Here is a 15102-nt window from a genome sequence, read left to right on the forward strand (position 1 = left end):
CATGAGAAGAATCTCCGTGATCGGGGCCGGCCAGGCCGGAACCATCCTGTCGATGGCCCTGCAGGCCAACGGCTTCCAAGTAGACCTCTACACCGACAAGACCGCCGAGGAGATCCTGCACGAGACCTCCCCGACCGGCACCGCGGCCCTGTTCCACCGCTCGGTCGCCACCGAGCTGCGGCTCGGCTGCCCCGGCTACGACGACAAGGGCGTGCCGATGGACGCCCTGCACGTGTGCTTCAGTCCGAAGATCGGGCAGGAGCTGGTGCACTTCGGCTCCGCGCTCGGCGACGCCGCCGGCGGTGCCGTGGACGTGCGCCGCAAGTCGTACGACCGGATGGTGCGCCTGGCCGAACTCGGCGGCAACATCGTCGTGACATCGGTGCAGCCCGACGACCTCGACGACATCGCCGCCGGCAGCGACCTGACCGTCGTCTCCACCGGCAAGTACGGATTGTCGTCGCTGTTCGCCCGCGACGCGCGGCGCAGCGTCTACGACACCCCGCAGCGCAACCTCGCCATGGTGCTCGTGCGCGGCATCCCCACCGACGGCACCGCCTTCCCCAACCGTGTCGAGGGCTCGACGGGCGTGTGCTTCAATCTCTTCGGCGACGCCGGGGAGATCTTCTGGGTGCCGTTCCTGCACAAGTCCGGCGAGAACGTCTGGTGCCTGGTGTTCGAGGCCAAGCCCGGCGGCCCGTTCGACTGCTGGGCCGACGTCACCACCGTCGAGCAGGCCTTCGCGACCGCCTCGCGCCTGGCCCGCGACTACGCCCCGTGGGACTGGCCGTCGATGCGGAACATGGAGCCGATGCTCGACGACCCGCACTCGTGGCTCAAGGGCCGGGTCACCCCGTCCGTGCGCTCCGGGCTGGGCACCACCCCGGGCGGCCGGCCGATGATGAGCCTCGGCGACACGTCCGTCGCCTACGACCCCGTCGCCGGTCAGGGCGCCGGCTCCGGCATCCGGCAGGCCGGGCACTACTTCGACGCCCTCCTCGCCCGCGGCGACGGACCCTTCGACGCCGAATGGATCACCCGCACCTTCGAAGGCGTCTACGAGGAGCACATCGCCGGCACCTACCGGTTCACCAACCTGCTCCTCGAACCGCTCGGCAAGACACCGCAGCGGGTGCTCACCGCGTGCTTCGCCGACCAGCGCCTCGCCACCCGCTTCGCGCAGGTCTTCGACGCACCTCCCACCGCCTTCCCGTGGCTCACCGAGCGCGCGGCCGCCGACCGGTGGATCGGCGAGCACACCGGTCGCCGCCCCGGCGCGGTCGTCGCCGCCGGCACCGCGAAGATCCTCGCCGGGCAGGTCCGGAACACGCTGCGCGGCAGCCACTTCCCGCGGGCGGTGAGCGCGTGATCGCCACCCTCGCCGAGCGCGACCGGCGCTGGCGGCTGCTGCACGAGCGGATGGAGCGCGACGGTTACGACGCGTTGCTGTTCGCCGCCGCCGACTACCGCGGCCACAAGGGCGCCCTGCGCTACCTCGCCGACTACAACCTCTCGCACCGCTACGGCTACGCCGTCCTGCACCCCGGCGCCGCGCCCACCCTCGTGCTGCCGAAGAACCTCGAGGGCGGCCGCCGGCCCCGCACCGGCTGGATCGACGACTACGTCTACGCCGAGAAGCTCTCCGAGGCGCTCGTCAAGACCCTCACCCGGGGTGCGGCACCGGCCCGCGTCGGCATCGTCGGCATGGGGCAGGTCATGAAGGTCGAGGACTACCTGCACCTCACCGACGCGCTGCCCGGCACCGTGTTCGAGGACGCGAGTGCGATGTTCGAGCAGGTCCGCGCCGTCAAGACGGCCGCCGAGATCCGTGGCGCCGAGGAGTCCGCGTACATCGCCGACCGCTGCTTCGAACGGCTGCTCGAGATCGCCCGCCCCGGCACGACCGAACGCGCCGTCGCCGCCGAGATGTACCGCGTCGCCTACTCGCTCGGCGCCGAGGACCCGCTGTTCCTCACCATGTACGCCGACGACGAGCCGACCGGCCCGTGCCCGACGTTCGGGGCCCCCGGCGGCCGGGAACTCACCGCCCACGACGTGTTCACCTTCAGCTACGAACTCGTCGGGCCCGCCGGCTACTGGATGGAACTGTCCCGCATGGTCACCTTCGCCCCGCCCACGCCGGAGGTGCAGCGCCTCGCCGACGCGGTGTGCTCCGGCATGGCCGCCGGAAGCGCCGCCCTGCGCCCCGGCACCACGATGTCCGGTGTGCAGCGCGACGTCATCGCCGCGATCGAGCAGCACGGGGTCAGGTCGTCCTACTGGTCCGGCCACGGCCTCGGCCTCGACGTGCTCGAGGAGCCGTGGGTGGGCCTGGAGATGGTGCAGGACAACGAGAACCACGAGGCCGTCACCGCCACCGCCGAGGGCATGGTGATCGCCCTGCACCCCATGCTGTGGGACGCCGACTCCGGCGCCATGGGCTACATGGCCGACACCTGCGTCGTCGAGGCCGGGCGCACCCGCACCCTGTCCAAGTTTCCGACCGAGCTGTACCGGGTCTGAGAGAGGTAGAGCAATCATGACCACCCTGGAACGCCCCACCGCCGGCACGGCGGGCGGCACCGCCATCGACCCGATCCTCGCGTCGGTGCTGCAGCGGCGCGTCGACGCCATCGCCAAGGAGATGGCGACGATGCTGATGCGCTCGTCCCGCTCGCCGATCTTCAACGAGATCGGCGACCTGGTGACGGTGCTGTTCGACAAGCACGGCCGCACCCTCGCCCAGGCCGAGTTCGCCGCCATCATCGCCTTCGGCGCCCAGCCGCCACTCGAATACATCATCGACTACCTCGGCGACGACATCGCCGAGGGCGACGTCATCCTCCACAACGACGTCTACACCGGCGGCAACCAGAACGCCGACACCGGCGTCTACCTGCCCATCTTCCACGAGGGCGAACTCGTCGGCTGGGCCGCCGCCAAGGGCCACATGGCCGACATCGGCGGCATGACCATCGGCGGCTACAACCCCAGCGCCACCGAGATCTGGCAGGAGGCCCTGCGCATCCCGCCCGTGAAGATCATGGCCGGGGGAGTGCTGCGCAAGGACGTGTGGGACTTCGTCGGCGCCAACATCCGCATCGACTTCGTCATGGAGGACATCAAGTCCATGGTCGGCGCGTGCACCGTGGGCTCGCGCCGCCTCGTCGAACTGCTCGGCCGCTACGGCCGCGGCACCTTCGACGCCCACATGGACTACATCCTCGACAGCTCCGAGAAGCAGGTCCGGGCCGAGATCGGCCGCTGGCCCGACGGGGTGTACCACGGCGAGAGCTGGATGATCTCCGACGGCCTCGACCCCACTCGCCGCTACAAGGTCGCCTGCGACATCACCGTCTCCGGCGACGAGGTCACCTTCGACTTCTCCCGCACCGACGATCAGGCCCCCGGCATCACCAACATGCCGCCCGCCTCCGCGATGGGCGCCGTGCGCATCGCGTTCCTCATGCTCGTCGCCGCCGGCGGCATCAACATCCCCACCAACGACGGCCTGTTCCGGCCCGTGCACACCGTGTTCCGGCCCGGCTCGCTGCTCAACCCGCACTTCCCGGCCGCGACCATCTTCGGCAACCAGATGTGCGACGAGGTCGTCGACGCCATCATGTCGGCCCTCGCCGACGCCCTGCCGGACCGCGTCACCGCCGGGTGGAACAAATTCATCTGCACCGCCCTCAACGGCACCGACCCGCGCACCGAACAGCCGTTCGTGACCCTCACCGTGTTCCAGCGCAACGGCCCCGGCGCCATGAAGGGCACCGACGGGTGGGACGCGCTCGGCTTCACCGGCACCGCCGGGCAGATGCGCTCCCCGGACCCGGAGATGTTCGAGCTGTCGAGCCCGCACTTCCTCGAATATCACGAGTACCTACCGGATTCGGCCGGCGCCGGCCAGTGGCGCGGCGGCCTCGGCACCCGCTCGGCGTGGCGCTGCTACGGCGACTCCGAAATCGGCGTCACCATCGGCGAATCCGTCGAATCCGAGGGCGGCGCCCCCGGAGCCGGCCTGTTCGGCGGCGGCCCCTCCGGCATGAACCGCATGACCGTCGAATACCCCGACGGCACCACCCACGAGTGGGGGTCGAAGGAACTCGTCGAGCTCCCGTCCGGCTCGGTGGTCCGCTCCGTCAGCGGCGGCGGCGCCGGCTACGGCGACCCGCTGCTGCGGCCCGCCGACCTCGTCGCCGACGAGGTCCGCAACGAACTGCTCTCCGCGGAACAGGCCCGCATCCGCTACGGCGTCGTCGTCGACGCCGCCACCCGCACCCTCGACGCCGAGGCAACCGCTCAGCTGCGCAACACCCGGAAAGGCGGACAGTGACCATGTCGGCAACACCCAGCATCCGCATCGGAGTCGACGTCGGTGGCACCTTCACCGACTTCCTCGTCGTCCACGAGGACGGCACCCGGCTCGTGCACAAGACCAGCTCCATCCCCTCCGACCCGTCCACCGCGGTCGTCAAGGGCCTGACCGAGATCGCCGAGCGGCGCGGGGAGACCCTCACCGGCCTGCTCGCGCAGGTCCACACCATCGTGCACGGCACCACCGTCACCACCAACGCCCTGCTCACCCGCACCGGCGCCAAGACCGGCCTGCTCACCACCGAGGGCTTCCGCGACGTGCTGCAGATGCGCGACGGCACCCGCGAGGACGCCTACGACAACCGGCTCACGCCGCCGGCGCCGCTCGTGCCCCGGGCGCTGCGCCGGCCCGTCGGCGGCCGCCTCGACCACGAGGGCACCGAGGTCACCCCGCTCGCCACCGACGACGTGCGTGCCGCCGCCGAACTGTTCCGGCGCGAGGGCGTCGAGGCCGTGGCGGTGTCGTTCATGCACTCGCACGCCGGCGACGAGCACGAACGACAGGCCGCCGACATCCTCGCCGCCGAGCTGCCCGGCGTGTACCTGACCCGCTCGAGCGAGCTGCTGCCGCAGGTGCGCTACTACGACCGCACCAGCACCGCCGTGCTCAATTCCTATGCGGGACCGATCATCACGCGCTACCTTCGGGTGCTCACCGAGGCGCTCGACGCGGCGGGATTCACCGGCATCCTGCTGCTCATGCAGTCCAACGGCGGCGTCGCCACCCCCGACGAGCTGGCCCGCCGTGCCGCCCTGTCGCTGCTGTCCGGCCCGGCGTCCGGGCCCACCGCCGGCCTGCTCGAGGTCGCCCCGCACGGCTGGGACCGCTGCCTGACCGTCGACATGGGCGGCACCAGCTTCGACGCCGCCGTCGTCAACGACGGCCGGCCGCTCGTGATGACCGACGGGCAGATCGACCGCGGCCGCATCGCCCTGCCCATGGTCGACATCCACACCATCGGCGCCGGCGGCGGCAGCATCGCCTACGTCGACGAGGGCGGCCTGCTGCGCGTCGGCCCCGAGAGCGCCGGCGCCGTCCCCGGACCCGCCTGCTACGGCCGCGGCGGCACCCGCGCCACCGTCACCGACGCCGACGTCGTCCTCGGCTACGTCGACCCCGCGAGCTTCCTCGGCGGCGACATCCCCCTCGACCGGGAGGCCTCGATCGAGGCGATCCGCCGCGACGTCGCCGAACCCCTCGGCATCTCCGTCGAGGAGGCCGCCGCCGGCATCTACGACGTCGTCAACGTCGGCATGGCCGCCGGTGTCCGGGAGATCACCGTCCGCCGCGGTCTCGACGCCCGCGACTTCCCGATCGTCGTCGCCGGGGGAGCCGGGCCCGTCCACGCCGCCGCCATCGCCCGCGAACTCGAGATCCCCGTGCTCGTCACCCCGCGCGAGTCGTCGATCTTCTGCGCCGCCGGCATGCTCGTGTGCGACTTCCAGCACGACTTCGTGCAGAGCCACAAGGCCGAACTCGCCGCCCTCGACACCGGAGAACTCCTCGGGATCTGGCACGACATGGCCATGCGCGGCCGCAAGATCCTCGCCGAGGAAGGCGTCGCCGACACCGAGGTGACCCTGCAACCCTCGCTGGACATGCGCTACCGCGGCCAGTGGTACGAGATCAACGTGCCGCTCGACCCGTCGTCCCTCGACGGCGTCGACCTCGCCGACGTCGCCGAGCGGTTCCACGCCATGCACGACACCCTGTTCGGCTACCGCTCCCCGGACATGCCGATCGACGTGCTCAACATCCGGCTCAGCGTCGTCGGCACCACCCCCAAGCCGCGCCTCGACAGCGCCGTCGTGCCCACCGGCGACGGCACCGGGCGGATCGGCACCCGCCCGATCTGGTCGGTGCTGCACCGGACGATGGTCGAGGCCGCGGTGTACGACGGGCACGGCCTCGGCGTGGGCGCACACTTGGAGGGGCCGGCGATCATCGAACTGGGCACCAGCAGCGTCGTGGTGCCCGACGAGTTCGCCGTCGAGGTCGACGACCGCGGGTCGTTCGTCCTCCGCTACCGGCCGGCGGCGTCCTGAACGCCGGGCGGGTTGCCGATACGAGGGTGGAGGCCGCCGCACGGGCGGCCGAGGAGGTGCAGGGGGCCATGGACATCGAGTTCCCGTTCGACGGTGACGACGACGATCGCACCGTCGCGACCGATCTCGCCGACGTCGCCGAGTCCCTCCTCGCCGTCGACACGGTCGAGGCGATCCAGGACCTGTGCATGGACCTCGTCCCGCGGGTGCTGCCGTCCCGTGCCTTCGGCATCTACCTGTTCGGCGACTCGCCCGGCCGCACACCGCTGGCCGCCGCGGAGGGCGTCAGCGAACGCTTCCTGACGCTGTACGAGGAACTCGGCCGTCACCAGGACCCCGTGCTGCGCACGCTCGAGCAACGCCGCCGCCCCACCCACAGCAGCCGGCTGATGAGCGAGAACACGTGGACCGAGTCCCCGTTCTTCCGCGACGTGGCCCGCCTGCACGACATGCGGATGGTGCTCGAGGCGCCCATCATCGAACGCGGCCACGTCGTCGGCACCCTCAACTTCGCCGACAACGACCGGCTCGCGCTGGCGTCGCCCGCGGAGATCGCCGTCGCCGGCGCCCTGGGCCGGCTCGTGGGTGTCGCGGTCACCGAGGTGGCTCGGCGGGAGGCGGCCCGCGCCGTGCAGGACGACCTGTGGGCCGCGCTCGACCTGTCGAGCGAGGCCACGGTCATCCTCGATCTCGCCACCGGGCAACGCCAGGTCAACGCCGCCGCGCGGGCCCTGCTCGGCCGGGTCGGCATCAGCGAGCCCACGCTCTGGCTGACCGGGCTCATCGAAGCCGGCGGGCCCGGCCGCGACGCCGACGCCGGCATGCGGCAGACGTTCGTCCTGGACGTGCGCCTCGACGGGGTGTCCCGGCACCTGCAGGTGCAGAGCTGCGTCACCGACCGGGGCGGCGCCCGCCGCGTCGTGGCACTGCTCGAGCTGTTGCCCGCCGCACCGGGCGTCGCCGCGCTGCCCGACCACCTCGCCTCGCAGCTCTCCGCCCGCGAACGCGAGATCGCCGCCCTCGCCGTCGCGGGCCTGCAGGACCAGCAGATCGCCGAGAAGCTCTTCCTCAGCCGCTACACCGTCAAGCAGTACCTCAAGACCACCTACCGCAAGCTCGGGATCCGATCCCGGCTCGAGCTCACCCGCGCCGCCCTCACCGGCGAACCCGCCGACGACGGACCGCGCCCCACGACCCCGGAGCAGCCATGACCACCACCGACCCCACTGCCGTTGTCACCGGCGGCGCCACCATGATCGGCGCGGCCGTCGCCGAAGCCCTCGCCAAGGACGGCTGGTCCGTCGCGATCGTCGACGTCGATCCCGCCGGCGGAGCCGTCGCCGACCGGCTGGGCGAGCAGGCGAGCTTCCACCGCACCGACCTCACCGACGACGAAGCCCTCGCCGGCACCGTCGCCGCGATCGCCGACCGTCACGGCGGCATCGACCACCTCGTCAACCTCGCCTGCGTCTACCGCGACAACGGGCCCGCCTCCACCCGCTCCGACTGGCTCGCCACCCTCGACGTCAACGTCGTCAGCGCCGCCGTCCTCACCGGGCTCGCGCTGCCGTGGCTGCGCCGCTCCGACCGGGCCGCCGTCGTCAACTTCACCTCCACCTCCGCGCGCGTCGCGCAGGCCGGGCGCTGGACGTACCCCGTCAGCAAGGCCGCCATGGTCCAGCTCACCCGCAACATGGCCCTCGACCTCGCCGCCGACGGCATCCGCGTCAACTCCGTCTCGCCCGGCTGGACCTGGTCCAACGCCATCGACCAGCTCGCCGGCGGGGACCGCGTCAAGGCCGACCGGGTGGCCGCGCCGCTGCACCTGCTCGGCCGCACCGGCGACCCGGCGGAGGTGGCTGCCGTGGTGCGGTTCCTGCTCTCGCCCGAGGCGTCGTTCGTCACCGGAGCCGACTACGCCGTCGACGGCGGTTACACCGCCATGGGCCCCGAACGGGCCGATCAGCTCATGGCCGAACTCGCCGGACAGGAGTGACGCCATGACCACCCACGGACTCGATCTCCGCGACCTGCGCAACGCCTTCGGTCAGTTCGCCACCGGCGTCACCGTCATCACCGCGCGCGGTGCCGGCGCCCGGCGGGCCGGCATCACCGCGAACTCGTTGACCTCCCTGTCGCTCGATCCGCCCCTGCTGCTGTTCTGCCTCGCCAACCGGGCGCCCAGCTATGAAACGTTCTGCACCGCCGAGTATTTCGCAGTCCACGTGCTGGGGGTCGAGCAGCAGGGGCTGTCGCAGCGGTTCTCCCGGCCCGCCGAGGACAAGTTCGCCGGGCTGCCGGTCGACGAGGGGCCCGGCGGGGTGCCGCTGCTCGGCGGATGCCTCGCCCGGTTCGTGTGCACCCGCGAAAATGCTTACGTGGAGGGCGATCACACCATCTTTGTCGGCCGGGTGCGGGAGTACGAACGGGGAGAGGACGAGCCGCTGCTGTTCCACGCCGGCAGCTACCGGCTCGCGGCACCCCGGGAGGCCGTGCCCGGGTGCGTCGCCCGCTCGCCGGCCGCTCGGTAGGGCCGTCAGCCGCGCCGCCTGCCGCACCCGACGGCCGGGCGCGCGTCCATCACTACCGCCACGCCCTGGTCGGACTGTCGTCGACGTCGACGAGCAGGTGGTTCCCCGGGTCTCGGAAGATTCGGTGCCGGAACATCACTCGAATCATCGCCACCGGAACGCCCCTTCCTGTCCTACTCGCCGGCTTCGATGATCGTCCGGAGGGTGGTGAGTTGCTCGGGGGTGATCCCCGTCGGTTGCATGACCGCGTTCCATCCGTCGACGTACCCGGAGGTGTATTTGTGGCCGTGGCCGCCCGGGACACCGGTGGAGAACGGCAGGTCCGCGGTGACCTGCCAGAACGTCACGAACGGCATCCAGAACATCTCCTCGAGCACATCCTGTCCGGGTGGCTGACCGATCCAGTCCGGTTCGCCGAGGATCAGATTCGGGCTCCACCAGACGATCGGGTCGGACGGATGCATCAGGTACAGGACCCGACTGCCGTCCCAGGGCGTGTCCGCGGGAGGAATCTCCGTCCGGGGATCGTTGGTGAACCGCACCGTGCGCCCGTTCTGGTAGACCGGCTCGATCTCCGGGCTGCCCGGGGCACGCCGATCGCTGAATTCCCGGAACAGGGTGTTGAAGTTCGGGGGGCCGACGAACAGCGTCCCCGAGGTGCGGTTGCGCAGATCGTATTCGCCGCTGAAGGCGGTCTCGCCGCCGAACGAGCCGAGGCTCTCTCCGGCGACGAACAGCCGGGGGCGGTTGTCCTGTGGCAGTTTCGACCACACGTCGTAGACCGCGTCGAACAGATCGCGACCGGCTTGCCGGGCCTTCGACTGATCGACCAGATAGGAGATCCACGACGGCAGGTACGAGTACTGGAGCGCCACGGTCGCCGCGTCGCCACCGGTGAGATACTCGAACGAATCCACCAGCGCCGGGTCCACCCACCCGCTTCCCGTGGTGGTGATCACCAGCAGGTTCCCCCGCTGGAAACCTCCGGCACGGCTGAGGTCCTCGACCGCCGACGCCGCCCGGGATTCGGAGTCGTCGGCCGACGCCAGTCCGGCATAGGTCCGGATCGGCTCCAGGGCCGGGCGTTGGGCGAACTGTGTGAGCTCCTCTGTGGAGGGGCCGGAGCCGATGAAGCTGCGCCCCTGCCACCCCAACGACTCCCACGGCACCACCGATCCCGGTCCGCCCGAACGCAGGCCGGTCGTGGGCTGCTGTATGCCCTCCGGGGTCATGGTGTCCCGCACCGAGAACGCCGAGTTGGCGACACCGACGAGGCCACCGAGCAGCACACCCGACACGACCGCATAGACGAGCCAGGCGACCGCGAGCCACCCGACCACGGTCGCCGCGCGATGTCCGATCCACCGGTTGAGCAGAGCGGCCAGCCAGCGATACAAGCCCCGGACGCCGCGCCCGACCGCCAGGAGGAGACCGAACATCACTGCAGCCACGACGGGGGAGAGGACCACGAGCGCGACGTTGTACTCGGTGACCCCCATCAACACGCGGATCTCGTGCTGCCAGTACTGACCGATGGCGAAGGAGCCGACGAACAGCACCGCCGCGGCGACGAGGAAGACCAGCCAGGAGCCGCGCCGCGGACGTCGAGGGCCTCGGTCGGCGAATGCGCGCCACACGAACGCCGCGAACACCCCCAACCCGTAGCCGATCGCGGCAGTAATGCCACAGATCATGCCCTGGAGCAGGCCTCCGCGTGGTAGCAGCGACGGCGTGAACGACAAGCACGCGAAGATCAGTGCGCCCCAGCATCCCGGGAGGGTGACGTACAGCAGCTTCCGGCGGCCCACGGTCTCGGGCGACCGGCTCTCGTCGTCTCCTGCCGCGGCCTCCACGGTCGCGGTGCGATGTCCGGAGCCGGGAAGACCTGCACCGGTGGTCGCCGTGTCGGGCGCGCTCGGCGCCGAATCGTCCTGGGCCCCGGTTCCCTGTGGTGTCATTGCTGTCCGCCTATGTGCGACCGGTCCGGGACGAGCGAGAAGCATTCCCGATTTCGCGCCAGGCCGACTTCTCGATCAGCAGGGGAACGAAGGTCCGGATCTCCTCCTCGACCTGGTCAGTAGTAGTCGGCTCGCGGGTTCCAGGTCGAGATCGCCCAGATCACCACCACGTCGAGCGCGATGATCAGGATCGACCACCACGGGTAGTACGGGAGCCACAGGAAGTTCGCGAGGATCGACAGCGCAGCGATGACAATTGCCGACACTCGTGCCCACGTCGCGCCGCTGATCAGGGCGATGCCCACGACCACCATCACCACACCGAAGACGATGTGGACCCACCCCCAGGTGGTGAGGTCGAATTTGAAGGTGTACTCCTGGCCCTGGACGAACACCTCGTCCTCGGCCACCGCCGCAATCCCCTGGAAGAACTGCAGAATGCCGATCGTGGCCATGATGACCGCGGCCCCGATCGACGTCCCCGCGGCGATGCCCTGTTTGACGGACATGCCTTCCTGATCGGCACGCACGTTCTGAGACATGATGCTCCCCTTCCGAGGCGGGACTGGTATCGCCCAGTGTGCGCTTCGGCTCTGTTTCTCTGCAGTGGCTTTGGGCCTTTTTCCCGTTTCGAAGCGGTCACGAGACCGGCATGCGCCGGGGGCGGGTCGGTGTCCCGATGCCACATGTGCAAAAACTGATGCGGGTTGCCGCGCGCGGACTATCGTCGAACAGGTGGTGGGGTGGTGCGCCCGCCGAACACTGGTTCCGTCGCTGAAACGAGGCTCCTGGTGACCGATTCCGACATCGACGAGATGGGTCCGGTCGACTATCTCGTCATCGAGTTTCCTGCCGATCGTCCTCCCGACGGGTCGGCGCTACCGCTCCTGCGCGATCTCGTCGAGCGCGGCATCATCCGCGTGCTGGACCTGGCGTTCGTCCGCAAGGACCCCGACGGCTCCGTCGCCGGGATCGACATCGCCGAGGTCGGGCTCGAGGGCGAGATCGACGTGACCCTGTTCGCGGAGGCCGCCTCGGGTCTGCTCGACGACACCGACTTCGCCGAAGCCGGAGCCGCGCTCGAGCCGGGCTGCTCGGCAGCCGTCCTGGTCTACGAGAACACCTGGGCCGCGCCCTTCGCGCGGGCACTGCGTCGCAACGGCGCCCAGCTCGTCGCGTCGGGCCGCATCCCGGTGCAGAGCATCCTGTCGTCTCTGGACGCCCTTGGATCTGAAAGCTGAAGTAGAACAGAGCAATTCGAATCGACATACCATTCGAGTACCCGAGGAGTGCACCATGCCCGGACTGCTTCGCGGAGTCGCCCGTACCGCCGTGGTGGCCGGAACCGCCACCGCGGTGTCCAACCGGGTGTCCCGGCGGCAGGGCCAGCGCTGGGCGGCGCAGGAGCAGGCTCCATACGACCGCGATGCGCAGTACCCGCCCGAACCTGCCCCGGCGCCGACCGCCCCGGCGGCCCCGGGAGGGACGGACCGGATCGCCGCATTGAAGGACCTCGCCGAGCTGAAAACACAAGGCGTGCTCACCGAGGCCGAGTTCGAGGCCGAGAAGGCCCGGATCCTGGCGTCCTGACCCCTCCGCCCGATCGGCACGGCCGCCGGCCGTCGCCGGCGGGCGGCCGGTCAGCGAGGGCGACGCCGCGGCGCAGCAGCGGGCTCAGCCGCGCCGCCTGCCCCACTCGATCGCCGGGCACGCGTCCATCACCATCGCCACGCCCTGCTCGGTGGTGCGCCGGAACGCGTCCTCGTCGATCACGCCGAGCTGGAACCACACGCCCTTCGCGCCGATCGCGACGGCCTGGTCGGCGAACTCGCCCGCCGACTCCGACCGGCGGAACACGTCGACCACCTCGACGGGGAACGGAACGTCGGCGAGGGACGCGTAGCCCTGCTCGCCGAGCACCGTCGGCGCGTTCGGATGAATGGGGACGATCCGCTTGCCGCGCTCCTGCAACAGCCGCGCGATCCGATACGCGGTCCGGCCGGGATTGCCGGACAGCCCGACCACCGCCCAGGTGTCGCAGTCGTCGAGCATCAGGTTCACAGCCTTCGGGTCCTGCCAGGACGTGCTCATGGCAGCAAAATTACCCCTCGTCGGCGCGGCGCGGACGTCGTCGCGGCACCCGGGTCGACCCACCGAAGGCCGACTCGTCCGGCTACCGCCGAACCCCTGCCCGTACTCTGGAGTACAGAAACTCGAGTCGTGCCGCGTTGGACCCGTCGCAACACAGCTCACCGATGCGTACGGGGCGCAGCACAGAAATGGACGCAGTCGAGTGCAAGATACGGCCGGTCGAGGCATCCAAGCCTTCATTTCCGAGGTCATCCAGCGCGGGGGCCGCGCCGAGCGGCTCGAGCACCTGCCGCGCAACCCGGTCCAGGTGTGGGGCGTCGACGGGAACAGCTGCATCGTGCGCGTCCGCGCCAAGATCGACGGGGACTGGCAGGCGCGACGGCAGGACGCCCTGCCGGACGCCGACGACACGGGCTCGCAGTTCTGGGTCTTCGTGGACCTGGGGAGCACCCCGGTGACGTACTTCGTGCTGCCGTCCGACGAGGTCGCGGCGGGGATCGCCGCCGAGGTCGACATCTGGATGGCCGATGCGCGCGGCCGGACCCGCACCGGAAGCCACGCCATCCCGCTCAGCAGCGTCGCCCACGGCAAGGACCGCTGGGACCTGCTCGGCCTGACGCCGGCCAAGGACACCACCCGCTACACCGACGACGACGCGGCCGAGGCCGAGCAGGAGCGGCTCGCCCGCAACCGCGCGCGCAAGGCGAGCGCCGCGGGCAAGGCACGCGGGGCGGCCGAACCCGAGGTCGCCGAGGACCCGCGGCTGCCGGTGCTCGCCGACTGGGACGGCTACCGGGTGAAGGGGCGGTTCGACCCCGCCACCGGCGTCCTCGAGATCACGGCCGGTCCGATGGAGGGCCGACGGTTTCCCGATCCGACCACCGCCGCCGTCGCCGTCGCCAGCTACCTCAGCGGTGACGTCGAATCGTGCGACGGCGGCATGTTCTGGCGCCTCGACCAGCCGGAATCCACGCCGTTGGGGGCGCACCTCGCCTGACGGCACCCGAGGTTTCCGCCCTGTTCGCCGTCGCGTCGACTCCGGGGTGCCCGAGGGCAACCCGAACCCGTTCGACTATGGTCATACTCGACGTGTGCCCCTGAGCACGTCGGCGAACGGAAGTGAGAGATCATGGGCAGCCCTCGTGGGGCCGAGCGAATAGCCGAATACCCGAGGCCCTCGCACACCCTGCTGCACATCACCGACACCCACCTGGTCGGCGGAGACGAACTGCTCTACGGGACGGTCGACGCCGACGCCCGGGTGCGGCAGATTCTCGCCGATATCCGCGCGTCCCAGGTACAGCCGGACGCGCTCGTGTTCACCGGCGACCTCGCCGACCGCGGCCAGCCCGACGCCTACTCGAAGCTGCGCGGCCTCGTCGAGCCCGTCGCGCAGGCACTCGGCGCGCAGATCGTGTGGGCCATGGGCAACCACGACGACCGCGCCACCTTCCGCGAACTGCTGCTGGATCAAGCGCCGTCCACCGGCCCGATCGACCGCGTATACGACGTCAACGGCCTGCGCATCATCACCCTCGACACCTCGGTGCCCGGCTTCCACCACGGCGAGATCTCGCAGGAACAGCTGAACTGGCTGGCGCAGGAACTCGAGACGTCGGCGCGCTTCGGCACCATCCTCGCCATGCACCACCCGCCGGTACCCAGCGTGTTCGACCAGGCCGTGCTCGTCGAGCTGCGCGACCAGGCCGGCCTCGCCGAGGTGCTGCGCGGCACCGACGTGCGCACCATCCTCGCCGGGCACCTGCACTACACCACGACCGCGACCTTCGCCGACATCCCCGTCTCCGTGGCCTCCTCGACGTGCTACACCCAGGACCTCAACGTTCCGCCCGGGTGCCAGCGCGGCCACGACGGTGCCCAGGGCTTCAACCTCGTGCACGTCTACCCGGACACCATCGTCCACTCCGTGGTGCCGACCGGCAGCTACATCACCACCGGCCGGCCGTCCACCGCGGAGGACGCGGCCCAGCGTCTCGCCGAGGCCGGAATCCGCATCCCCGAGAACCCGGACGTCACCGTCCGCGTCTAGGCTCGCGCCGCACAAACTCGGACGGTCGGTACCGGCGTCGCCACGG

Annotated in this window: 14 protein-coding genes; 11 read left to right on the forward strand and 3 right to left on the reverse strand. The window is 70.7% G+C overall.

The features are described from left to right. Position 1 precedes the first annotated feature (1 nt). The 7 genes from HFP48_RS09885 (at position 2) to HFP48_RS09915 (ending at position 8957) form a co-directional block, all read left to right on the forward strand. Positions 2-1369 carry a styrene monooxygenase/indole monooxygenase family protein gene (locus HFP48_RS09885; protein ID WP_168579423.1) on the forward strand — a complete coding sequence of 456 codons (1368 nt, stop codon included), beginning with the start codon at positions 2-4 and terminating at the stop codon, positions 1367-1369. Then, positions 1366-2523 (forward strand): Xaa-Pro peptidase family protein, encoded by a 1158-nt coding sequence (locus HFP48_RS09890; RefSeq protein WP_168579424.1) that lies wholly within the window; start codon positions 1366-1368, stop codon positions 2521-2523. Before HFP48_RS09885 ends, HFP48_RS09890 begins: the two co-directional genes overlap by 4 nt. A gap of 16 nt (positions 2524-2539) precedes the next feature. Beyond that, entirely contained in the window at positions 2540-4339 is a 1800-nt protein-coding gene (locus tag HFP48_RS09895) for a hydantoinase B/oxoprolinase family protein (protein ID WP_168579425.1), read from the forward strand. 2 nt (positions 4340-4341) lie between these two features. After that, positions 4342-6426: a hydantoinase/oxoprolinase family protein gene (locus tag HFP48_RS09900; protein WP_037200721.1), complete on the forward strand. Its 2085-nt coding sequence runs from the start codon at positions 4342-4344 to the stop codon at positions 6424-6426. Positions 6427-6494: 68 nt separating this feature from the next. Beyond that, positions 6495-7637, forward strand: a complete 1143-nt coding sequence (locus tag HFP48_RS09905; protein WP_139310991.1) for a LuxR C-terminal-related transcriptional regulator — start codon at positions 6495-6497, stop codon at positions 7635-7637. Continuing rightward, positions 7634-8422 carry an SDR family oxidoreductase gene (locus HFP48_RS09910; RefSeq protein WP_168579426.1) on the forward strand — a complete coding sequence of 263 codons (789 nt, stop codon included), beginning with the start codon at positions 7634-7636 and terminating at the stop codon, positions 8420-8422. The genes HFP48_RS09905 and HFP48_RS09910 overlap by 4 nt, the downstream gene beginning before the upstream one ends. Positions 8423-8426: 4 nt before the next feature. Beyond that, the gene (locus tag HFP48_RS09915) at positions 8427-8957 is read left to right on the forward strand and encodes a flavin reductase family protein (protein WP_006933107.1); all 531 of its coding nucleotides are present in this window, start codon (positions 8427-8429) and stop codon (positions 8955-8957) included. Positions 8958-9130: 173 nt separating this feature from the next. On the opposite strand, the gene HFP48_RS09920 is transcribed toward HFP48_RS09915, so the two are convergent. Both HFP48_RS09920 and HFP48_RS09925 read right to left on the reverse strand, forming a co-directional pair. Beyond that, on the reverse strand, positions 9131-10915 hold the full coding sequence (locus HFP48_RS09920) for an alpha/beta-hydrolase family protein (protein WP_246872529.1): 1785 nt from the start codon (positions 10913-10915) through the stop codon (positions 9131-9133). Positions 10916-11031: 116 nt separating this feature from the next. Beyond that, positions 11032-11457 carry a hypothetical protein gene (locus tag HFP48_RS09925; RefSeq protein WP_006933103.1) on the reverse strand — a complete coding sequence of 142 codons (426 nt, stop codon included), beginning with the start codon at positions 11455-11457 and terminating at the stop codon, positions 11032-11034. A gap of 249 nt (positions 11458-11706) precedes the next feature. On the opposite strand from HFP48_RS09925, the gene HFP48_RS09930 reads away from it, so the two are divergent. Both HFP48_RS09930 and HFP48_RS09935 read left to right on the forward strand, forming a co-directional pair. Further along, a complete protein-coding gene (locus HFP48_RS09930) occupies positions 11707-12156 on the forward strand; it encodes a DUF6325 family protein (protein ID WP_006933101.1) in 450 nt (149 codons plus the stop codon). 55 nt (positions 12157-12211) lie between these two features. Next, positions 12212-12505, forward strand: coding sequence for an SHOCT domain-containing protein (locus tag HFP48_RS09935; protein WP_161995896.1), 294 nt, complete (start codon positions 12212-12214; stop codon positions 12503-12505). A gap of 84 nt (positions 12506-12589) precedes the next feature. Here HFP48_RS09935 and HFP48_RS09940 read toward each other — a convergent pair whose 3' ends face one another. Then, complete coding sequence (locus HFP48_RS09940) at positions 12590-13006, reverse strand: CoA-binding protein (protein ID WP_029542672.1); 417 nt, start codon at positions 13004-13006, stop codon at positions 12590-12592. 202 nt (positions 13007-13208) lie between these two features. Here HFP48_RS09940 and HFP48_RS09945 point away from each other — a divergent pair, with 202 nt between their 5' ends. After that, positions 13209-14003 carry a hypothetical protein gene (locus tag HFP48_RS09945; RefSeq protein ID WP_168579427.1) on the forward strand — a complete coding sequence of 265 codons (795 nt, stop codon included), beginning with the start codon at positions 13209-13211 and terminating at the stop codon, positions 14001-14003. A gap of 132 nt (positions 14004-14135) precedes the next feature. Next, positions 14136-15056, forward strand: coding sequence for a phosphodiesterase (locus HFP48_RS09950; RefSeq protein ID WP_168579428.1), 921 nt, complete (start codon positions 14136-14138; stop codon positions 15054-15056). Positions 15057-15102: the final 46 nt, after the last annotated feature.

Source organism: Rhodococcus sp. DMU1, from assembly GCF_012272955.1.
GTDB lineage: Bacteria > Actinomycetota > Actinomycetes > Mycobacteriales > Mycobacteriaceae > Rhodococcus > Rhodococcus aetherivorans.